Consider the following 21,612-nt stretch of genomic DNA (forward strand, 5'->3'; position numbering starts at 1 on the left):
CCGTTCCGCGGTCGATCAGGAAGCGCTCGGCGCCGGCTGCGCACCGCGCACGAGTCGACCCGGCAACGCACCGGTGTGCCGGCCGTCCTCCACCACCACCTCGCCGGCCACGACGGTCGCGACGTACCCCGTCGCGGTCTGCATCAGCCGCCGCCCGCCGGTCGGCAGGTCGTACGTCACCTCGGGATGATCGGCCTGGAGCCTGTCGAAGTCGATGACGTTGAGGTCGGCCCGATAGCCGGGACGGACCTGTCCACGGTCGAGCAGCCCGACCACGGCCGCGGTGTCGGCTGTGTGCCGCTTGATCAGCCACTCCACGGGTAGGAGCTCGCCGACCTTGCGATCCCGGCCCCAGTGCGTGAGCAGAGTCGTGGGGAAGCTCGCGTCGCAGATCGCGCCGCAGTGCGCGCCGCCGTCTCCGAGAGCAGGCACCGTGTCGGGGCGCACGAGCATCTCCCGGACCGCCTCGAGGTTTCCGGCCGAGTAGTTGAGCATCGGGAAGTAGAGCAGTCCGCGCCCGTCCTGCGCCATCATCGCGTCGTAGGCGACCTCGGCGGCCGGTACTCCGGATCGGTCGGCGAGCGCGGCGACCGAGTCGTCCGGCCCGGGCTCGTAGTTCGGCGGGTCACCGAGCAGGTACACCTGGTCGGACCGGGTCGACAGGCGCTCGACGAATTCACTGTCGGTGTCCGGCTTCTCGGCCAGGATCGCGTCCCTGACCTCCGGCCGACGCAGTTGCTCCACGCGCTCTTCCCGCGGCAGATCCTCGAGTGCCCGGTAGCTCGGGTAGGCCATGAACGGGTGCCAACTGAGCTCCCACCCGAGCATCACTCCCACGGCACGCGGCGCCACCTGACCGGTGATCGGAATACCCTGTGCTGCCGATATTTCCGCAAGACCGTCGAGCAGATCCCGCCACTTGTCAGGCGCCCGGTCACTTTGTACGACCGACACGGACATCGGCCTCTGCGCGGCCTCGACGATCGCGCTGACGAACTCCATCTCCTCGGGCTGGTCCATGAAGTCGGAGATGAAGTCGATGACGCCGGCGCCCGCCTTCGCGAGCCCTGCCGCCATGCCGGTGAGTTCCTCCCGCGAGGCGGTCAGGCTCGGTGTGGGTTCGCCCGCGGACGTCTTGTGGACCGCGGATCGGGAGGTGGACCAGCCGAGTGCACCCGACTCGACCGCCTCGGCGACAAGGTCGCGCATCCGGTCCATCTCGTCCGCGGTCGGCCGCGCGAGATGGTCACCGCCGCGCCGGCCCATCACGTAGGTGCGCAACGCGCCGTGCGGCAACTGTGCGGCGAAGTCGATCGCGTGCGGGGTGTCGATCGCGTCGAGATAATCGGGGAACGACTCCCAGTTCCACGTCATCCCCTCCGCCAGAACGCTTCCGGGGATGTCCTCGACACCTTCCATGAGTCCGATGAGCCAGTCGCGCTGCTCCGGCTTGACGGGGGCGAAACCCACACCACAGTTGCCCATGACGACTGTGGTCACGCCGTGCAACGACGACGGGGTCAGCAGCGGGTCCCAGGTGACCTGTCCGTCGTAGTGCGTGTGGATGTCGACGAATCCCGGGGTGACGAGCTTGCCGGCCGCGTCGATCTCCCGCCGCCCGGCGTCAGGCACGTCGCCGACGATCGAGATGCGCCCGTCGTCGACGGCGACGTCGGCGGCACGGGGCGGTTCACCGGTTCCGTCCACGACGAACCCGCCGCGAATCACCAGATCATGCACGAACGCCTCCTGTGGTCGAATTCTTCTTCGCGTCTTCGTTTTCGAGGAGTGCGGCGGCAGCGCGGACGATCGTCTGCGCCGCCTCCGCGGCGGCCGGAGAGACCCCCGTGAACTGCAGGAAACCGTGAGCCAGTGACGGGAACTGCAGCAGTTCGACCGGCACTCCGGACGCCCTCAACCGCTCGGCGTACTCGACGCCCTCGTCGAGCAGCGGATCGTGGCCGCCGACGACCACCACGGTGCGCGGCAGCCCGGACAGATCGGCGGCGCGCAGCGGCGACACCAGTGAACTCGTCCGGGTTTCCAGGTCGGGACAGTAGTGGTCGAGGAACCACTGCATCTCGCGGGAGCCGAGGAAGACCCCGGAATTCTGCACGTACGAGTCGCGTCCGAGATCGGCGTCGACTACCGGGTAGATCAGCACCTGCCCTGCGAGGTCGATACCGTCCTCGTCGCGGGAGAGGAGGGCGCACACCGCGGCCAGGTTGCCGCCGGCGCTGTCCCCGGTGACCACGACGGGTCCGGCGAGACCCTCCGATCCTGCTGCCACCCAATGCAACACCGCCATCGCGTCCTCGGTCGCCGCGGGGAACGGATCCTCCGGAGCAAGTCGATAGTCCACACTCACGACGTCCGCGCCGGCCTCGTCCGCAAGCATGCGGCACGTCGCGTCCGCGTAGTCGAGGTCGCCGGTCACCCAACCTCCGCCGTGGAAGTGAACGATCGTCCCCCCAGACCTGCGCGCCACCGGACGGTACAGGCGTACGCCGACGTGTTCACCCACCCGGTGCGCCGTGACCGCGGCGACCTCGGGACCCGGTGCGCACGACTGCAGCGCGGCGCGGATCCGTTCCCGCGCACCTTCCGGGCCCAGTTCCACCATCGGCGGGAGGCCCGACCCCGACACCGCGGCAGCCACTGCCTGCAGTACCGGGTCCAATTCTGTTCGAGTGCCCTGTATGCCACTTGTCATGAATTAGAATCTAACTCTAGTCTGACGGTATGACAACGGTCACACCCGCGGGGGCGGCCCCCTCAACGCTGCTGCACGGCTTGATTTCTCGCAGTGGTCGGGACCGGGACGGTCGCGGACGACAGGAAGGATCAGGCCCCGGTATCGGCCGCGAAGACGAGGTCGACCGTACGGTCGAGCAGGCGGTGCACCTCGCCTATGTCCTGCCGTCCCATGCCGAAGAGCATCACTTCGTGGGTGAGCACCGCGGTCACGATCGCGACGAGGTCCGCCGCGTCGCCGTCCGGCAGGTCGAACAGATGCTCTCGGTACGACGCGAGAGCCTGCGCGGAGAACTCCGCGAACAGCGCGCACACGACCGGATCGGTCGAGTGCCGCAGCACGTTCTGCAGGCGCAGGTACGTGGGGAACTCCTCGAAGCGGTCGACCGAGTGGTGCAGCCGAATCCGGATACGTTCGGCCGGCGGCAGCCCCGGATCCGGCGCACCGCCGTGTTTGATCGGGTCGGCGGCGGACCAGTCGAGCAGCACGGCCGCGTACAACTGCTCCTTGGAGGCGAAGTAGCGGTAGACGGTCCCCAGCGCGACACCCGACCGTTCTGCGACGTCGCGGATCTGGATTCGCTCGAAATCGTCGGCGACCAGCAGTTCGCCGGCAGCATCGATGATGCGCTGACGCCGCTCCCGCTGCCCCCTCGGCAATGCCGCGGGGTCGGGCAACGTCGGCCTGTCCGGCCGGTCCTGCTCGCCTGCACCCACGCTCGTACGCCTCCCATCGCGCCCGCCGCGCCGGCGGGACAACTGCTGCACCGATGCTACTGACCCCTGCTCACCCCACCACGAAACGAGGTCCACCCCCATGCCGAACAACGATTCCACCGAACCGACCTACGAGGTCGTCGTCGTGGGCGCCGGATTCGCCGGCCTGTACGCACTGCACAGCCTGCGCCGACGCGGCATGTCGGTGCGACTGTTCGAGGCCGGCGACGGCGTGGGCGGCACCTGGTTCTGGAACCGCTACCCGGGCGCGCGGTGCGACGTCGACAGCGCCGACTACTCCTACTCGTTCGACGAGGCACTGCAGCAGGAATGGGAGTGGACCGAGCGCTATCCGACGCAGCCCGAGATCCTGCGCTACCTCGAACACGTGGCCGACCGTTTCGGACTACGCGAGGACATCACGCTGGGCACCCGCGTCACGTCGGCGCACTTCGACGAGGACAGGGAACTCTGGACGATCGGCACCGACTCGGATGCCGGCAGCGTCACCGCGCGCTGGGTGATCATGGCGACCGGCGCGTTGTCGACGGCCCGACTGCCCGCGATCGACGGCCTCGACACGTTCGCGGGCGAGATCCTGCACACCGCGCAATGGCCCACGGAGGGAGTCGATTTCACCGGCAGGCGGGTCGGCGTGATCGGAACCGGGTCGTCCGGGGTGCAGGCGATCCCGCTGATCGCGCAGCAGGCGGACCGGCTGACGGTGTTCCAACGGACACCCGGATTCGTGATCCCGGCCCGGAACCGCCCGCTGGACGCCGGCGAACTCGCCGCGATCAAGGCCGACTACCCGGCCCGGCGTCAGTTGCAGCGCGAGTCGCACGGCGGCTGGATCCTGCCGCCGCCCGTGGGATCGGCACTCCAGACCGCCCCCGAGGTCCGGATCAAGGAGTACGAGGCACGGTGGGCTGTGGGCGGACTCGCCTACCAGACCACGTTCGACGACGTCATGACCGACCTCGCGGCGAACGAGACGTCCGCGGAGTTCGTACGGTCCAAGATTCGCGAGACCGTCACCGATCCGGACACGGCAGAAGCACTGTGCCCCAAGGGGTATCCGCTGGGTGCCAAGCGCGTCTGCATCGGCACCGATTACTACGAGACCTACAACCGCGACAACGTCGCACTCGTCGACCTGCGGTCCGACCCGATCGTGGAGATCGTTCCGGAGGGCATCCGCACCGAGACCGGCATCCACGAACTCGACGCGCTGGTCTTCGCGACCGGATTCGACGCCCTGACCGGCGCCCTGGGTGAGATCGACATCCGCGGCCGGGAGGGCGCCGGCCTGCGCGAGACCTGGCAGGACGGTCCGCGAACCTACCTCGGCGTCGCGGTGGCCGGGTTCCCCAACCTGTTCGTCATCACCGGACCCGGCAGTCCCTCGGTGCTGTCGAACGTCGTCGTGTCGATCGAGCAGCACGTCGAGTGGGTGGTCGGCTACCTCGACCACATGCGCGAACGCGGCGCCCGGCTCGCCGAGGCGACCACGCAGGCACAGGACGAGTGGGGCGAACACCTGACGACGATCGCCGCCGGCAGCATCTACCAGCAGGCCGACTCGTGGTACCTCGGCGCCAACGTGCCGGGAAAGCCCCGCGTCTTCATGCCCTACCTCGGCGGCGTCGGCAACTACCGCAATCTGTGCACCCGGATCGCGGCCGACGGCTACCGCGGGTTCACGACGACCTAGTCGGCGTCCCCGCGGCTCGCGTCAGTCTTCGGCGTTGCGGGCCTGCCAGGAGCGATACACGTCGACGGCGTCGGCGCGCTCCTCGTAGCGCATGGGCAGCCGACGATCCTGCCAGGGCTTGGCGAACTCGTCGTAGAAAGTGGCGAGTTCGAAGTACTTGCGGTCGTCGACGTAGTAGGGCTCGTACGAGTCGCGGGTGGTGAGGAAGACGACCTCGTCGGGCGAGCAGTAGTAGAGCGAGCCCAGGCACATCGGGCACGGATGCGCGAGAACGTAGATGGTGGTGCCGGTGAGGTGCTCGGTGCCCAGTTCGGTGCAGGCCTGGCGGATGGCGAGGATCTCGGCGTGAGCGGTGGGGTCGCCGGTCTGGGCGACCCTGTTGGGACTCTCGGCGAGCACCTCGCCGTCCTTGACGATGACGGCCGCGAACGGGCGGCCGCCCTCGGTGACGTTCTGGCGGGCGAGGTCGATGGTGCGCTGGACGAAGTCCATGAATGTCCTCCGGGGGTGGATCGGGGTGCTGTGGAATCAGAACGGCTTGGTCGGCAGGTACTTACCGTTCAGGGTGATGACGGCGCGCTCGCCGCCCTCGGGGTCCGCGACCTTCTGCACGTCGAGAGTGAAGTTGATCGCGGAGATGATGCCGTCGCCGAACTGCTCGTGGACCAGAGCCTTGAGAGTGGTGCCGTACACCTGGAGCATCTCGTAGAAGCGGTAGATGGTGGGGTCGGTCGGGATACCGCCGGGAATCGAACCGCGGGTCGGGACACACTGCAGCAGCATTGCCGCGTCCTCGTCGAGGCCGAGCAACTCGGCGACGGCCACGGCAGACTTCTCCGGCAGCGCGTGCTGGCCGAGCACCGCCGCGGTGGTGAAGGCCACGGACAGGCCGGAGGCGTCGGCGATCTGCTGCCAGGACAGATCCTTGCGGGTCTTGGCATCGACAGCGGCGACAGCGACGGCCTGGCGGGCGGCGGGGTCGAACTGGGACTGGATCATGATCGGATTTCCTTACTTCTCGGGGTGGACGGTTTCAGGCGGATACATCCGCGACCTCGCCGGCCGCGATGTCGAATACCCACCCGTGGAGGGCGACTTTCTTCTCCGCCAGCGCGCGAGCCACGGACGGGTGGGTGGCCAAGTTGGCGAGTTGTGCGTGGACGTTCTGGCGGACGAGGGCTCCGACGTCACCGGCGGTGGTGGTGCGGGCCCGGGAGGCGTCCGCGTACCGCAGCCACGCGGCGACGGCCGGCGCGGCGCTGAGGTCGTGGCTCCGAGCGATCGCGGTCATGGCACCGCACGCCGAGTGGCCGCAGACGACGATGTCCCGCACGCCCAGTACGGCGACGGCGTACTCGATGCTCGCTGCCACGCCGTCGGCTTCGGGCGTGTAGGCGGGCACCAGGTTGCCGGCGGTGCGGATGACGAACAGGTCGCCCGGATCGGTACCGGTGATCAGTTCGGGAACGACGCGGGCGTCGGAGCAGCCGATGAACAGCGTGTGCGGCGTGTGGTGGGTGGCCAGGTGAGCGAAGAGTTCCGCCTTTGCCGGGAAGACGTCCTTCCGGAAATGAGCGACTCCTTCGATGAGGTCCTGCATGGGTCACGTCCTTCGTGGGTGGGTTACGTGATCCACCGTGCACGAACTGCACCTATAGAGTCCAAGACTTGTTGTCCATGAAACCGATTGCTCACATCTATAGTGATGGTCATGGTCGCCCTGGAACTGCGCCACCTGCGCTACCTGATCGCCGTCGCCGAACGCGGCAACTTCACCCGCGCGGCCGAGGACCTGCACATCTCCCAGCCCACGCTCTCCCAACAGATCCGGCAACTCGAGCGGGCAGTCGGCGTGCAACTGCTCGACCGCACCGGCCGCACCGTGCAACTCACCGACGCCGGCGCCGTCTACACCGAGCACGCCAGACGCGCGCTACGCGACCTCGACGCCGCCGAACGTGCGGTTCACGACGTCCAGGATCTTTCCCGCGGCCACCTACGTCTGGGCGTCACCCCCACCTTCACCGCCTACCTGATCGGCCCGCTCGTCGCCGAACTCCACACGCGTTTCCCGGGCATCGGCCTGACCCTCACCGAGACGACTCAGGACCGCATCGAGGCAGCACTGCTCGCCGACGACCTCGACCTCGGCGTCGCCTTCGCGGGCGCACACCCGGCCGGTATCACCGCCACACCGCTCTTCACGGAAACCCTCAGCCTGGTGGTCGGCGGATCACGAACGCCGGAACCGCCGAAAGCCCTAGCCGTGCAGGCTCTCCAGGCACAGCAACTCGCACTCCTCAGCGGCGACTTCGCCACCCGCGGCCATATCGACGCCTACTTCGCCGAACACCGGATCGACCCTCGAATCACGGTCGAGGCCAACACCATCCAGGCGCTCACCGAGATCGTGCAACGCACATCGGTGGCCACCGTCCTACCGGACGCGATCACGCACGACCACCCGCACCTCGTCCCCGTTCCGCTCGACCCTCCGCTGCCCGCCCGCACGGTCACGCTCCTGGATCGACGAGGGGCCTATCGCAGCGCCGCGGCCCGGGCGTTCACCCGGCTCACCCACGACATCGTCCGCGTCCGCGGCTACACCCCAGCGCCCGCGGCCCGTGGTTACATGGACGTCGAAGCACGCCGTCCGTGACGATCGATCGTTGGGAGCAGCGCCGTGACCACCTCGTCGAACACCCCGGGACAGGGCAGCCCGGACATCAAGCCGCGTAGCCGCGACGTCACCGACGGACTCGAGAAGACCGCCGCGCGCGGCATGCTCCGCGCGGTCGGCATGGGCGACGACGACTGGGAGAAGCCGCAGATCGGGATCGGGTCGTCGTGGAACGAGATCACCCCGTGCAACCTGTCGCTCGACCGCCTCGCCGAGGCGTGCAAGGACGGCGTCTTCGCGGCCGGCGGCTACCCGCTCGAGTTCGGCACCATCTCCGTCTCGGACGGCATCTCGATGGGGCACGAGGGCATGCACTTCTCGCTCGTCTCCCGCGAGGTGATCGCGGACAGCGTCGAAACCGTGATGCAGGCCGAACGCCTCGACGGATCGGTCCTGCTCGCCGGATGCGACAAGTCGCTGCCCGGGATGCTCATGGCGGCCGCGCGTCTGAATCTCGCGAACGTCTTCCTGTATGCCGGGTCGATCCTGCCCGGCATCGCGAAACTGTCCGACGGCACCGAGAAGGAAGTCACGATCATCGATGCCTTCGAGGCGGTCGGCGCGTGCTCACGCGGGCTGATGAGCCGCGAGGACGTCGACGCGATCGAGCGCGCGATCTGCCCCGGCGAGGGGGCGTGCGGCGGGATGTACACCGCCAACACGATGGCGTGCGCCGCGGAGGCCCTGGGAATGTCGCTGCCCGGCAGCGCCGCTCCCCCGGCCACCGACCGGCGGCGCGACGGCTATGCCCGGCGCAGCGGGCAGGCCGTGGTCGAGATGCTGCGCCGCGGCATCACCACGTCGGACATCCTCACCAAGGAGGCGTTCGAGAACGCGATCGCCGTCGTCATGGCGTTCGGCGGGTCCACCAACGCGGTGCTGCACCTGCTCGCGATCGCGCACGAGGCGGAAGTGTCGCTCACGCTCGACGACTTCGCCCGCGTCGGCGCGCGTGTCCCGCATCTCGCGGACGTCAAGCCGTTCGGGCGGCACGTCATGATCGACGTCGACCGCATCGGCGGCGTCCCGGTGATCATGAAATCCCTGCTCGAGGCCGGACTGCTGCACGGCGACTGCCTCACCGTCACCGGGCGTACCCTCGCCGAGAACCTCGCGGACATCGCACCGCCCGACCCGGACGGCAAGGTGCTGCGGGCGCTGTCGTCACCGATCCATCCCACCGGCGGCATCACGATCCTGAAGGGCTCGCTCGCGCCCGGTGGCGCCGTGGTGAAGTCCGCCGGATTCGACTCGTCCGTCTTCGAAGGCACGGCAAGGGTTTTCGACCGCGAGCGGGCCGCGATGGACGCGCTCGAGGACGGCACCATCACCGCGGGCGATGTCGTGGTGATCCGTTACGAAGGCCCCAAGGGCGGACCCGGAATGCGGGAGATGCTGGCCATCACGGCCGCGATCAAGGGCGCCGGCCTGGGCAAGGATGTGCTGCTGCTGACCGACGGCCGCTTCTCCGGCGGCACCACCGGACTGTGCGTCGGCCACGTCGCCCCCGAAGCCGTCGATGCCGGACCCATCGCGTTCGTGCGCGACGGCGACAAGATCCGGCTCGACGTCGCGAACGGTGTTCTCGATCTCCTGGTGGACGAGAAGGAGCTCGCCACCCGCCGAAGCGGGTGGGAGCCCCTGCCTCCGCGCTACACGCGCGGCGTCCTGGCGAAGTACACCAAGCTCGTCGGATCCGCTTCCGGCGGCGCGGTGTGCGGATAGCTGCCCCGGTGACGACGGATCAGGCGTCCTCGAGACGGATTCCCTTGGTCTCCCGCATGAACATGCAGGCGATTCCGGTGAAGGCGCACAGCACCATGATGTAGATGCTGAACGCCCATCCGATGCCCTGCCCCACCAGGAGCTGGTTGAGGTAGGGCGAGGATCCGCCGAACACCGCGACCGAGATGGAGTACGCGAAGCCGATGGCCTGGGTCCGCAGCTTCGTGGGGAAGCTCTCGGACAGGGTCGCCGAGAGGACCGACGCCGGGATCGACACCACGAGCAGCGCCGTGGTTGTCGCGACGAGCAGCGTCCAACCCGAGGAGGTGATCATCGCCGTGAGCGGAAACTGCAGGACGAACATCAGTCCGGCGAACGCGAAGAGCATCGGTCGCCGGCCGATCCGGTCCGAGAGCAGCCCCCAGAACGGCAGCGAGACGAGCGCGATCAACTGGGCGACGACGAGCATCCAGTACGCCGTATCTGGGTTCATGTCCTTCTGCGTGATCGCGTAGGTCGAGATGTACGACGTCCAGGTGTAGTGCGCTGCAGTGATTCCCGACGTCATACCGATCATCAGCAGCACCGCCCGCACGACCGTGGCACGAGGAATCCTCGGTCCCTCGTCGGCGGCCTGGGCGTCGAAGACCTCGCTCTCCTCCATGCTGCGGCGCAGGTACAGCGCGACGAGCGCAAGCAGCGCACCGATCAGGAACGGGATCCGCCAACCCCATTCGGCCACCGCATCGTTCGACAGCACCGACGTCACCCCGCCGCCGACCGAGTACGCGAGCGCGGAACCACCGAAGATGGCGATGAAGGCGACGCTTCCCCACATGCCACGGCGATGCGGCGGCGCGATCTCGCTCACGTACGAATAGGCCGTCGCAGACTCGCCGCCGTGCGCGAAACCCTGCGTGATGCGTGCGGCCAACAGGATCACGGACGCCCAGATACCGACGGAGTCGTAGGTCGGCATGATGCCGATGACGAGGCTGCCGCCGGCCATCATCAGCATCGTGGTGACGAGCACGAACTTGCGTCCTCGGCGGTCCGCGATCCGCCCGAACACGATGCCGCCGAGCGGCCGCATCAGGAACCCGACCGCGAAGACCGCGAGCGTCGACAACAGCGCGGAGACCGGATTGGAGCTGTCGAACACCACCGCGGCGATGAACGGGGCGAACACCGCGTAGGCGCTCCACTCGTACCACTCCAGCACGTTGCCGACCGCACTCGCGAGGAGCGACTTCTTCTTGGACCGGATGTCCGATCCGGACGTCGACCGGAGTCGATCCCTCTCGATGACCTCAGATGCCACGGATATCTCCAGCCTTTTCGATGGACACGATTGTCGGATAACGGGTTTCAGGACGCCGACTGCGTCCGCAGTTCGGTGCGCCGGATCTTTCCCGTGAGGGTCTTGGGGATGGCGTCGACGATGTGGACGCGCCGCGGCCTCTTGTAGGCCGCCAGGCGCTCCCCGACGAAGGCGACGAGTTCCGCTTCGTCCACCTCGACACCGGGATTGAGCGCGACGAAGGCGACCACGCGTTCACCCTGGTAGTCGTCGGGCTCGCCGGTCACGCCCGCCTCGTAGACGCCGGGGTGCTCGTGCAGCGCGCTCTCCACCTCGCGCGGCCACACCTTGTAACCGGAGACGTTGATCTGGTCCTTGAGTCGGTCCACGAGATGGATCCAGCCGGCGGCGTCCATGATCGCGACGTCACCGGTACGGAGCCGGCCGCCCGGGAAGGTCTTCGCCGTGTCTTCGGGCCGACCGAGGTACCCCGAGATGATCTGCGGCCCGGACAGTTCCAACTCCCCCGGCGTCCCGGTCGGCACCTGGTCGCCACGTTCGTCCACGATGCGCGCCTCGACGAGGGGCAGCGGGATGCCGATCGCGAGCGATCCGCTCTCGGCGTCCACCGGGGCGCGGACCCCCGGGGGAACGGCGACGACCCCCGACGACGTCTCCGTCATCCCGAACGCGTTGTGGATGTAGTGACCGAATCGGTCCTCGAACTTGCGGACCGTGGCCGGCGGGATGGGCGCCCCGCCCGAATACAACGTCTTGATCGAGGCGAAGTGCTCGGCCGACGCGCCGGGCGCCCGGTACAGGGCGTTGAAGACGGTGATCGAGCCGATCGTGAACGTCACTCCGTGTTCGACGAAGGCGTCGAGGGTGACCTCGGGGTGGAACCGGTTGGCGAACACGAGCGCACACTCGCGTACGAGCGCCACCACCGCGTTGATCACGGCGCCGGTGATGTGGAAGAGCGGCGCCACCGCGAACACGACGTCGCCGTCGGCGAGCCCGACGAAATCGCCGTAGGTGCGCGCCACCGCGAGGACATTGGCGTGCGTGTTGCGACTGCCCTTCGGGGCACCCGTCGTGCCCGAGGTGTAGGCGACGATCGCGAGATCGTCGCCACCGAGTTCGAGCCGTGGCGGCCGCTCGCCGCGGTGGCGCGCCACCACGTCGGACATGGCCTCGCCCACCGCACCCGGCCTCCGATCCGCCTCGTCGAACACGCGCGGGTCGTTGCGGGTCTGGTAGTCGAGGTCGCAGGTCGTGACGAACCAGTCGACCGACGTGCCCTGCAACGCCTCCGCCGTCTCGGCCGCGACAGTGTCGGCGCAGATGACACCCACGGCTCCGGCGTCGGCCACGAGGTGCCGCAGCTCCCGCCCCCGATACATCGGGTTGAGCAGCAGCGCCGCGGCCCCCACCTTCCACAGCGCCAGCATGGAGATCGCGTACTGCGGGATGTTCTGGAGATAGATCCCGACCCGGTCACCCCGACGCACCCCCCTGTCCCGCAGTCCCACCGCGAGGGCGTCCGACTCCTCGTCCAGTTCTCGCGCAGTGAGCGTTCCGTCGAAGTACCGCACTGCGACGCCGTCCGGATCGGCGGCAACGCGCGCCGTCCACGCGTCGACGAGTGATTCCGACCGGAGTTGCGGTTGCGGATCCACGCCTTTCGGATAGAGACCAACCCACGGGTGGGGCATGAGACCAGCTCCCTTCCAGCAGCGAACCCGAGCCAGCACGTTCCACGGCTTCGCCCGGCCGAACTCTTCCGACAAACGACCGACCGATCGATCGGTCGGCGATGGTTAGCGAGTGTTACGGGTCACACATCTGCTGTCAAGTGGGAGCCGGGAGGAGAGCGTCGCCGGACTGCCGTCTACCCGTCGAAATGCCACGTGCCGGACCCGATCGCGGGTCCGGCACGTGGCGGTGAAGCAGGCGACAGCGGTGCGTCAGATGGGTCTGAATCCCGCCCCGACGCCACCTGTCGCGTTGATGTTGTCGATGATCGCGGTCATATTGGTGCCGAGTTCCGGGCCGAGGCACGCCACCCCGAGATACGCGTTCACCATCGCCACCAGAGTGGTCCCGACGACGACCGGGGATCCCGAATCACCCTCGATGACACACAACTGGGTCCACGTCTCCTGCGACTGCAGCACGTCGCCGTAGACGACTCCGCACGTGTGCCCGGTGGTACGGCCCTGTTTGCATGCGACGGCCGGGAACTGCGCCGGCTTGCCGATATCGGTGATCGTGACCTGACCGATAGTGTTCACCGGAGTCACCTTCGCGGGATCGAACTCGATCACCGCGTAGTCGTAATCAGAGTTCGACACGACGAACCTGCCCACCACACCCGCGTCCGGATCGGACTCGGGTACCACCGGCCAACCCGCCTCGCCGCAGTGGCCCGCCGTGATGCCGACCAGGCGGCCGGCGTTGTCGTGTCCGATTGTCGTGAGCGTGCACTGATACATCTCGTCGATCACGATTCCGGACCCGCCGCCCAGAACCGCTCTGGGTGGCGCCGCGGTCGCGGTGCCGACGCCGAGCATGCCGGCGATCACCGCCAACGCTGCGAAGATCAAGGAAAGTCGCTTGAGCATGTTGCCCTCCCGCTTGGCGCTACGAATGTGCCATCGGTCGATCACCGCCACATGCCTGCTGTCAGCCCTTGCTTGCACGCCCCGGACGCTTCCACGCTCGAGTCGGCGGGACACTCACCGGCAACTTTCCCACCCGAGCGTCAGTGCTCGGGCAGCCTTGATCCGATCGTCACCCAATCGCCGACTAGGAGGTCGACCCCAGCGCTTCGAGAGCACGGCGCGCGTCCTCGAGTTCCTTCGACAATGCGGCAATTCGCTGCTCTGCAGCCTCGCGTGCTGCGGAAATGACCGATTGGACCGCCTCGAGCGCAACGTCGTCACCGAGTTCACGCATCGCCCGATCGACCGCGTCGGGACTGACCGGAGTGGCCTTCCCCGGGCGCTTCGCGCCGTGCGTCACGGTCACCGTCCAGTCGTTCTCGGCGCCGGCATGGATCGTCACACTCACACCCGCCGGCGCCTTCTTCGCGCGACGCGGCGCGGGTGCCGGTGGCGCCTGGGGTGCCGTGCTGGTGACCGCGGCAGGTGTGGGGGCAGGCTTGGGCGCCGACGCGGGCTTGGGCGCGGGGGCCGCTGCCGGCTTGGGCGCGGGAGCCGCCGCGGGCTTCGGCGCGGGAGCCGCGGCCTTCGCTGGCCGGGTCGACTTGACCGGCTCCGGAGCCTTGCGGGTCATGCGCAGTTCCTCTGCTTCGAACGGAAGCTCGTCGTTGACCCCCTTGGGGCTGATGACGACCGTGTTCCCTTCCACGGAAACGACTTTCGCCGAACATCCGGCCTCGATGCCGAGGCTCGGGGTGGCCTCGCGCAGGTACACGGTGGCGCGCTTGCCCTCGGCGACGGCTGCTGCCAGCGTCTCGAGGTTCTCCGCGGTGAGATGTTCCGGCGTTGCCGAGCCTGCTCCGGAACGACTGCGGGGCGGCATGATGGGGTCCTCCTGGTACCGAACGACTGCTTGCACCGCTACCTTCCCACAGGCACCCGACAGTCGTTGCGGCCCGCTCTGTCGTGGTTCATTCTTGGGCGACCATCACGAAAGGGGCGTGCGTTGGAACTCTCCGAGCACCTCGATCCCACTGTGCTCGGCCTCATCCAGTCGGAAGTGGAGCAGACCCTCCTGGGCGGCCCCCGCCGGTACACCCGCGAACAGGTCGCCGAAATCGCCGGGGTGCCCCTCGAACGCGCGCAACGCCTCTGGGTGTCGATGGGTTTCGCCATCGATGCCGACCCCGACGCGGCGATGTTCACCGATGCCGACGCTGCAGCACTACGGGGTCTGGTCGGTTTCGTCGACAGCGGCGCCCTGGCCCAGGACGCCGCAGTGGCCGCCACCCGGGCGCTCGGTCAGTCGATGTCGCGACTGGCGGAGTGGCAGGTCGCCGTACTCAACTCGCATCTGGCCGAGGAGCTCGCCGCCACCCACCTCGATGCCGGCACGCTCGACGAGCGTGCCCTGCGCGACGCCGTCGGCGCGCTCACCTCGGGGTTGCTGCCCACGGTCGAGGCACTGCAGTCGTACGTATGGCGCCGGCACCTCGCGGCCGCGACAGCGCGCAGGGCGGGCAGCGTCGGCGAGGACACCACGCACCGCACCCTCGTCGTCGGGTTCGCCGACATGGTCGGCTACACCAGCCTGACGCGCAGGATCCGGGTCGACGAGCTCAGTGCGCTGCTCGAGGACTTCGAGTCGCAGACCACGTCGGTCATCACGCAGGGCGGCGGTTGGGTGATCAAGAACGTCGGTGACGAAGTGATGTTCGCGGCGGAACACGCGTCCGACGCGGCCCGGATCGCGCTCGGCCTCCAGGAAGCGGCGCGCACGCACCCGGAGCAGCCGGATCTGCGGGTGGGTCTGGCGCTCGGTCCGGTCCTCGTCCGCTTCGGCGATCTGTTCGGCGAGGCCGTGAACATCGCCGCGCGGCTGACCAGCGCGGCCCGTCCCGGAACGGTGTTGGTCGACGCCGAACTGTCGGCGGCACTGGTGGACGACGACGGGGTCCAGTTGCGCTCGCTACGCCCCCTCCGCGTCCGCGGCTACTCCCGGCTGCGCGCCTTCGCCCTGCGGCCCGTCCGCGACCAGCGCTGAGTCTCGGGCCCGGCCGGCCTGCCGCGCCGCGAGGAAATCGTCGACGATCCGCACGCACGCATCGGGGCCGAGCGGCGCCAACGTCGCCAACCGGGTGAAGACGAGCGGCCCGACCAACTGTGCGAGGGCGAGGTCGTAGTCGAAGTCACCCAGCGCAGCCCTGGCCTCGTCGGTGCCGAGCACGCGGTCGAACGCCGCCCGATACTGCACGACGACGTGTTCGCGCAGCGACCGGAGCTCGGGCCGGCTCTTCCCCGGCCGGTCGCCCGCCTCGAGGTCCGACGCACTCGAATAGTCGTCGAGCGCGGGGCCCATCCCGAGCCAGCACAGCGCGGTGATGTGCATGGGAGCGTCCTCGATCATCCGTGCCTGCGCCGTGAGCAGTTCGACGAGTTGCTCACGCAGGCCACCGGAGACGGCTGTCTCCGGGGCCGGGGCCACGAGCTTCCCGAACGCCGCGGCCACCAGTTCGGTGCCACTGTCGAAATGCCGGTACAGCGTCGCGCGCGCGACCTTCGCGAGTTTGGTGACCGCGTCGATCGTCACCGCCTCGGTGCCGCCCTTGACGAGCAGTGTCGTAGCCGCGTCGAGCAACCGCGCCCGCGAGCGCGCCTTCCTGGGGTCCTGGTCGCTCGCCGACCCGTCGCTGTCGTCCGTACCCATCCGTCACCACCTTTTGTGGAACCACCAGTTCACCTACGATACTGACAGTCTTGTTTCCTAGGGGAGGCCCGCATGGCTGGAAAGTACACGGGAACGAACGACCGGATGACCTGGGGACAGATCTGGACTCTCACCGTGTCGTGTGCGGCGGTCGCCCTCGTCGTGGCCGCGATGGCGGCACTCAACACCGCACTCGCCGACCTCGCCCGGGACACCGGGGCCACCCAGGCGCAACTCACCTGGATCGTCGACGGCTACACACTCGCGCTCGCGTGCCTGCTGCTGCCGTCGGGCGCGCTCGGTGACCGCTACGGCCGCCGCGGCCTGCTCGTGATCGGACTGCTGCTGTTCGGGCTGGCGTCGGCGTCGCCGATCCTGCTGGACAGCCCCACCCAGATCATCGGCGCCCGCGCGGTCGCGGGCCTCGGCGCAGCGTTCGTCATGCCGGCGACGCTGTCGATACTTACCGCCAGTTTCCCTGCGGCGCAACGATCCAAGGCCGTCGGCATCTGGTCGGGCGTCGCAGGATCGGGGGGCATCGCCGGACTCATCGGATCGGGCCTGCTGCTCGAGAAGTGGTCCTGGCACGCGATCTTCATCGGACTCGCGGGGGTGTCCGCCGTGCTGTTCGCTCTCGCGTTCACCATCCCGTCCTCGCGGGACGAGCACCCGTCGACGTTCGACATCCGCGGCGCGGTGCTGAGCGCCGGGGCGATCGGGCTCTTCGTGCTCGGCATCATCGAGGCGCCGGGGCGGGGCTGGCTCGACCCCTGGGTGCTCGCCGCGATCGTCGGCGGCCTGGCCGCCGGAGCGCTCTTCGCAGTCCTCGAGGCCCGCACCGAACACCCCCTGCTCGACGTGCGCCTGTTCGGCAACCGCACGTTCGGCGTCGGCGCGGTGTCGCTCCTGATGCAGTTCCTTGCGACCTTCGGTCTGTTCTTCCTCATCGTCCAGCACCTGCAGCTCGTGCTCGGCTACTCGCCGCTGCAGTCGGCGCTCGCGCTCGCACCGATCGCGGTGGTCGTCATCGGGCTGTCGGTGGCGGCGCCGTGGCTGATCCCGCGCATCGGCCTGCGGATCCTCACGTTCCTCGGGCTCGCCGTACTCGGCGTGGCGCTCGCACTGATCGGTCAGCTCGACGCCGGCAGCACGTACCGCGAGGTCGCCGTGCCGTTGCTGATCGCCGCTGTCGGCCTGGGCCTGTGCACCGCCCCGGCGACCACCGCGATCGTGCAGAACACGCCGGTGGCCAAGCAGGGTGTGGCGTCCGCCGTGAACGACGCCACCCGAGAGATCGGTGCCGCGATCGGCGTGGCCCTCGCCGGCAGCGTGCTCGCAGCCGGGTACGGACGCAACATCGCGCCCGCTGTCGATGCGGTACCCGAGCAGGCCAAGCAGCCGGTCGGCGACTCCCTCGCCGCCGCCCTCGAGGTGTCGAAACTGGCCGGCCCCCAGGGAGAGCAGCTGGCCGATTTCGCGAAGGAGTCGTTCCTCCACGGCATGCAGGAGGCCTCCCTGGCGCTGGCCGGCGTCATGTTCGTCAGCGCCGTCGCTCTCGGGTTGTGGGCCCCGGGCGGACGCGGCATCGCATCGATCGACGAGGCACCCGCGCACGAGGCTCTTGCCGACGTCGACTGACCAGGTCAGGCCTGGCGGGCCGCGCGGGGGACCGGCACGGGGATGGCGTCCAGGAGTTTCCGGGTGTAGTCCTGCGCCGGGGAGGCGTAGATCTGCTCGACGGTGCCGGTCTCGACGACCTCACCGGACTTCATGACCATGACCCGGTCCGCGATGACCTCGATCAACGCGAGGTCGTGACAGACGAACAGGTACGCCAGCCCGAGCTCCTCCTGTAGGTCCCGGAGCAGGTTCAGCACCTGCGCCCGCACCGAGACATCCAGTGCGGCAACAGGTTCGTCGCACACGATCATCTCGGGCTCGAGGGTAAGCGCCCGGGCGATCGCGACGCGCTGGAGTTGGCCGCCGGAGAGTTCGGCCGGGTACCGGCCGAGGTAACGGGACCCGATGCCGACCTTGTCGAGCAACTCCCGGGCCCGCTGCGTACGAGCGGCCCGGTCGAGATCGGTGTGCACGATCAGCGGCTCGATCACCGCGTCCGCGACCGTCATCCGCGGATCGAGCGAGGAGTGCGGATCCTGGAAGATCATCTGCATGCCGCGCCGCATCTGGCGGAGTCGGGCGGGCTTCGCGGCGCGAACGTCCTCACCGCCGAACACGACGCTGCCCGAATCGGCTTCGATGAGCCGCAACACCATCCGTCCGACCGTCGACTTCCCCGCCCCGGACTCACCGACCACGGCCAGGCATTCCCCGGCGTCAAGGGTGAACGAGACGTCCTTGACCGCGTGCGTCCATCCGGTCCGGCGGCCCAGGAAGTCACGGCGGGTGGAGAACGACTTGGTCAGGTTCGCAACCTCGAGCAGACTCATGACGCGCTCACTCCTTCCAACTGCAGATCCGCCACGCGCAGGCAGCGCGCCGCCCGTCCGGGGGCTGTCTCGGCCAGCGTGGGATGCGCTGTGTCACAAAGGCCCGACCGGGCGTGGGTGCAACGGTCGTGGAAGTGACAGCCCGCCGGCCACTCCCCCGCCGCCGGGATCCGGCCCGGGATCGCCGTCAACCGCCGATCGTTACTGATGCCGGGACGTGGGATCGATGCCAGCAACCCGGACGTGTACGGGTGCTGGGGCGTGAAGAACACCTCGTCGGCGCGGCCGTCCTCGATCACCTCCCCCGCGTACATCACCACGACGCGTTCGCACAGTTCCGCGACGACGCCGAGGTCGTGCGTGACGAACAGCAGCGAGATACCGGTCTGCTCCTGCAGGTCCCGCAAAAGATCCAGGATCGTCTCCTGCACCGTCACATCCAGCGCGGTGGTGGGCTCGTCGGCGATCAGCAGACGCGGGTTGCAGGCCATGACCATCGCGATCATCACCCGCTGGCACATGCCGCCGGAGAAGGCGTGCGGGTACTCGCGCACCCGGTCCGCCGCCCGTGGGATCTGCACCAGCTCGAGCATCTCGACCGCACGCGCCATCGCCGCCTTGCGGTCCAGGCCGAGGTGCTTGCGCACCGACTCGGCGATCTGATCGCCCACGGTGTAGGCGGGATTCAGCGAGCGAATGGGCTGCTGGAAGATCATGCCCATTCCCGTGCCGCGCAGCCCCTGCCACTGTTTGTGCGGCTGCTTCGTCAGATCGAGGCCGTCGAATTCGACGCTGCCGCGGGCGATCCGCCCCCCGGTATCGCCGGTCAACCCCATCACCGCGAGTGACGAGACGGTCTTGCCGGAACCGGATTCCCCGACCAGTGCCACCGACTCACCGGCGGCGACGTCGAACGAGACCCCGTCGACCGCGGTCACCCACTGCTTGCGGCCGGACTGGAACTGGACCGTCAGATCCCGCACCCGCAACAGCGGCGTGGCAGGGTCGACCGGGGCCCGGTCCGGGCGCACCAGCGTGTCAGTTGTTGCCATTGCGACTCCTCGTCAACGCCCGGCGCACACCGTCGCCGAGATACGTGAACGCCAGCACCGTCAGGAAGATCATCACGCCGGGCGGCCATACCAGGTAGGGGGCCAACTGCATGTTCGACGCCGCCGTGGACAGCATCGAGCCCCAACTGGCCGCCGGCGCCTTGGCGCCGAGCCCGAGGAAGCTCAGACTCGCCTCCGCCGCCACCGCGGTGCCGAGCGAGACCGAGATGACCAGAACGATCGGCGGCATCACGTTGGGCAGGATGTGCCGCACGATCGTCCGGGACGTCTTACACCCCAACGCCACCGATGCCTCGATATAGGTGTCCCCGCGGACGTCCATCGTCGAGGCCCGCGCCACCCGGTAGAACCGCGGCGCCATCACCAGACCGACGGCGAGCATCGCGTTGGTGATACCCGACCCCAGCACCGCGACGATCGTGATCGCGAGCACCAGCGAAGGGGCGCTCATCAGCGCGTCCATGATCCGGGTCAGCACCGTGTCCACCCAGCCACCGCGGTACCCGGCGATCACGCCCAACGGCAGCCCGAGTACCAACGCCAGCGCCACCGCCTGCAGGGACGCCTGCAACGAGATCCGGGCACCGTAGATCAACCGGCTGAGCACGTCCCGGCCGTAGTCGTCGGTCCCCAGCCAGTGCGCCGACGAGGGAGGCTGCAGCCGGTTCACCACGTCCTGCGCGTACGGGTCGTACGGCGCGATCAGCGGCGCGAAGACGGCCATCAGCACCAACAGCAGCACGAACGCACCGGCGATCGCGGTCACCGGCCGACGCCGTACGAACCCGAGTAAGCGGGAACCGAAACCGTTGCGGGACTCGACATCACCCGGCATCGAGGAAGCAGTCGTCGTCGTCATGCGCGCACCTTCGGGTTGAAGTAGCCGTACGAGATGTCCACCAACAGGTTCACCAGCACCACCACGCACGTGGTGAACAACACGAACCCGAGCAGCACCGGAACGTCATGGTTCTGCACACTGTTGACCGCCAGCGAACCCATCCCCGGCATGCTGTAGATGATCTCGATCGTCACCGCACCGCCGAGCACCTCCGCGACTCGGAAACCGAGGACCGTCACCACCGGGATGCACGCGTTCTTCAGTCCGTGCTTGAGGACGACACTCGCGGTGCCCAGTCCCCGGGCCTTCGCGTTGAGGATGTAGTCGCTGCCCATCACCTGTCCGAGGGCCGATCGCAACTGCAACGTCACCTCCGCCGCCGGCAGCAACGCCAACGCCACACCGGGCAGCACCAGGTGCTGGAACCACGGCACCACACCGTCCGAGAGCGGCACGTACCCGAACGCCGGGAATATCTGGTTCGACACCGCGAACAACGACACCAGCACCAGACCGAACCAGAACGCCGGGATGGCGATCGCGATCGACGCGATCACGTTGATCGCGCGGTCCACGACGCCACCCGGGCGCAGCGACCCGAGTACGCCCAACACCAGGCCGATCACCACGGCCAGCACCATCGCGAACCCGACCAGCGACAGCGTCGTCGCCATCCGCCGGAGCAACAGGTCCGCCACCGACTGGTTCGACAGCAGCGACACCCCGAGATCGCCCCGCAGCACCGACCCCACCCAGTCCAGATACCGCACCAACACGTTCTGGTCCAGATTCAGCGTCGTCCGCAACTCCGCCAACCGTTCCGGCGTCGCATCCTCACCCGCGAGGATGACCGCCGGATCACCCGGCGCCAGATCGATCAGCACGAAGATCAGGAACGGCACGACCAACAGCAGCGGAATCGCCGCCAACAAACGCCTACCGGCATAACGCAACATGGCTGCCCCTCAACAGGTGTCGATGACCGAAG

The 21,612-nt window shown here is 68.5% G+C and carries 19 protein-coding genes and 1 pseudogene; 5 read left to right on the forward strand and 15 right to left on the reverse strand.

The window, feature by feature from the left end; genetic code table 11:
• Positions 1-15: 15 nt before the first annotated feature.
• The 3 genes from C7H75_RS22115 to C7H75_RS22125 form a co-directional block, all read right to left on the reverse strand.
• Positions 16-1,740, reverse strand: coding sequence for an N-acyl-D-amino-acid deacylase family protein (locus tag C7H75_RS22115; RefSeq protein WP_106851843.1), 1,725 nt, complete (start codon positions 1,738-1,740; stop codon positions 16-18).
• Entirely contained in the window at positions 1,733-2,713 is a 981-nt protein-coding gene (locus C7H75_RS22120) for an alpha/beta hydrolase (protein WP_233281814.1), read from the reverse strand. Before C7H75_RS22120 ends, C7H75_RS22115 begins: the two co-directional genes overlap by 8 nt.
• 131 nt (positions 2,714-2,844) lie before the next feature.
• Positions 2,845-3,471 carry a TetR/AcrR family transcriptional regulator gene (locus C7H75_RS22125; RefSeq protein WP_005517271.1) on the reverse strand — a complete coding sequence of 209 codons (627 nt, stop codon included), beginning with the start codon at positions 3,469-3,471 and terminating at the stop codon, positions 2,845-2,847.
• Between the two features lie 100 nt (positions 3,472-3,571).
• Here C7H75_RS22125 and C7H75_RS22130 point away from each other — a divergent pair, with 100 nt between their 5' ends.
• Complete coding sequence (locus tag C7H75_RS22130; RefSeq protein WP_106851844.1) at positions 3,572-5,185, forward strand: flavin-containing monooxygenase; 1,614 nt, start codon at positions 3,572-3,574, stop codon at positions 5,183-5,185.
• On the opposite strand, the pseudogene C7H75_RS22135 reads toward C7H75_RS22130, so the two are convergent.
• From C7H75_RS22135 to C7H75_RS22145, 3 genes and pseudogenes are all read right to left on the reverse strand, one after another.
• Positions 5,172-5,677, reverse strand: a pseudogene (locus C7H75_RS22135) (nucleoside deaminase). The gene C7H75_RS22130 and the pseudogene C7H75_RS22135 overlap by 14 nt on opposite strands.
• Positions 5,678-5,713: 36 nt before the next feature.
• Positions 5,714-6,184, reverse strand: a complete 471-nt coding sequence (gene cynS / locus C7H75_RS22140) for a cyanase (RefSeq protein ID WP_005517268.1) — start codon at positions 6,182-6,184, stop codon at positions 5,714-5,716.
• Positions 6,185-6,218: 34 nt separating this feature from the next.
• Entirely contained in the window at positions 6,219-6,785 is a 567-nt protein-coding gene (locus tag C7H75_RS22145; RefSeq protein WP_005517262.1) for a carbonic anhydrase, read from the reverse strand.
• A 120-nt stretch (positions 6,786-6,905) separates the two neighbouring features.
• Here C7H75_RS22145 and cynR point away from each other — a divergent pair, with 120 nt between their 5' ends.
• Both cynR and ilvD read left to right on the forward strand, forming a co-directional pair.
• On the forward strand, positions 6,906-7,844 hold the full coding sequence (cynR, locus tag C7H75_RS22150) for a transcriptional regulator CynR (protein ID WP_232286220.1): 939 nt from the start codon (positions 6,906-6,908) through the stop codon (positions 7,842-7,844).
• A gap of 24 nt (positions 7,845-7,868) precedes the next feature.
• A complete protein-coding gene (gene ilvD / locus C7H75_RS22155; RefSeq protein ID WP_106851845.1) occupies positions 7,869-9,590 on the forward strand; it encodes a dihydroxy-acid dehydratase in 1,722 nt (573 codons plus the stop codon).
• A 19-nt stretch (positions 9,591-9,609) separates the two neighbouring features.
• On the opposite strand, the gene C7H75_RS22160 is transcribed toward ilvD, so the two are convergent.
• The 4 genes from C7H75_RS22160 to C7H75_RS22175 all read right to left on the reverse strand — a co-directional run bounded on the left by C7H75_RS22160 (position 9,610) and on the right by C7H75_RS22175 (position 14,436).
• A complete protein-coding gene (locus tag C7H75_RS22160; RefSeq protein WP_005517257.1) occupies positions 9,610-10,911 on the reverse strand; it encodes an MFS transporter in 1,302 nt (433 codons plus the stop codon).
• 47 nt (positions 10,912-10,958) lie between these two features.
• Complete coding sequence (locus tag C7H75_RS22165) at positions 10,959-12,605, reverse strand: class I adenylate-forming enzyme family protein (protein ID WP_084847796.1); 1,647 nt, start codon at positions 12,603-12,605, stop codon at positions 10,959-10,961.
• 252 nt (positions 12,606-12,857) lie between these two features.
• Positions 12,858-13,514, reverse strand: a complete 657-nt coding sequence (locus C7H75_RS22170) for a S1 family peptidase (RefSeq protein ID WP_041674861.1) — start codon at positions 13,512-13,514, stop codon at positions 12,858-12,860.
• A gap of 184 nt (positions 13,515-13,698) precedes the next feature.
• On the reverse strand, positions 13,699-14,436 hold the full coding sequence (locus C7H75_RS22175) for a DUF6319 family protein (RefSeq protein ID WP_081122218.1): 738 nt from the start codon (positions 14,434-14,436) through the stop codon (positions 13,699-13,701).
• A gap of 123 nt (positions 14,437-14,559) precedes the next feature.
• Here C7H75_RS22175 and C7H75_RS22180 point away from each other — a divergent pair, with 123 nt between their 5' ends.
• Complete coding sequence (locus tag C7H75_RS22180; protein WP_064058671.1) at positions 14,560-15,597, forward strand: adenylate/guanylate cyclase domain-containing protein; 1,038 nt, start codon at positions 14,560-14,562, stop codon at positions 15,595-15,597.
• Here C7H75_RS22180 and C7H75_RS22185 read toward each other — a convergent pair.
• Entirely contained in the window at positions 15,523-16,260 is a 738-nt protein-coding gene (locus C7H75_RS22185) for a TetR/AcrR family transcriptional regulator (protein WP_022598219.1), read from the reverse strand. The genes C7H75_RS22180 and C7H75_RS22185 overlap by 75 nt on opposite strands.
• Positions 16,261-16,332: 72 nt before the next feature.
• Between C7H75_RS22185 and C7H75_RS22190 the strand changes: the two genes are divergently transcribed.
• Complete coding sequence (locus C7H75_RS22190) at positions 16,333-17,898, forward strand: MFS transporter (RefSeq protein ID WP_044991437.1); 1,566 nt, start codon at positions 16,333-16,335, stop codon at positions 17,896-17,898.
• A 5-nt stretch (positions 17,899-17,903) separates the two neighbouring features.
• Here C7H75_RS22190 and C7H75_RS22195 read toward each other — a convergent pair whose 3' ends face one another.
• The 4 genes from C7H75_RS22195 to C7H75_RS22210 are packed head-to-tail and all read right to left on the reverse strand — an operon-like array spanning position 17,904 to position 21,580.
• Positions 17,904-18,710, reverse strand: coding sequence for an ATP-binding cassette domain-containing protein (locus C7H75_RS22195; RefSeq protein WP_005517249.1), 807 nt, complete (start codon positions 18,708-18,710; stop codon positions 17,904-17,906).
• Complete coding sequence (locus tag C7H75_RS22200) at positions 18,707-19,762, reverse strand: ABC transporter ATP-binding protein (protein ID WP_106851846.1); 1,056 nt, start codon at positions 19,760-19,762, stop codon at positions 18,707-18,709. Before C7H75_RS22200 ends, C7H75_RS22195 begins: the two co-directional genes overlap by 4 nt.
• Positions 19,749-20,642 carry an ABC transporter permease gene (locus C7H75_RS22205; RefSeq protein ID WP_013417384.1) on the reverse strand — a complete coding sequence of 298 codons (894 nt, stop codon included), beginning with the start codon at positions 20,640-20,642 and terminating at the stop codon, positions 19,749-19,751. The genes C7H75_RS22200 and C7H75_RS22205 overlap by 14 nt, the downstream gene beginning before the upstream one ends.
• Entirely contained in the window at positions 20,639-21,580 is a 942-nt protein-coding gene (locus tag C7H75_RS22210; RefSeq protein ID WP_005517246.1) for an ABC transporter permease, read from the reverse strand. Before C7H75_RS22210 ends, C7H75_RS22205 begins: the two co-directional genes overlap by 4 nt.
• Between the last annotated feature and the right edge of the window lie 32 nt (positions 21,581-21,612).

Source organism: Rhodococcus (subgen. Prescottella) equi (assembly GCF_003013675.1).
Taxonomy (GTDB): Bacteria; Actinomycetota; Actinomycetes; order Mycobacteriales; family Mycobacteriaceae; genus Prescottella; species Prescottella equi.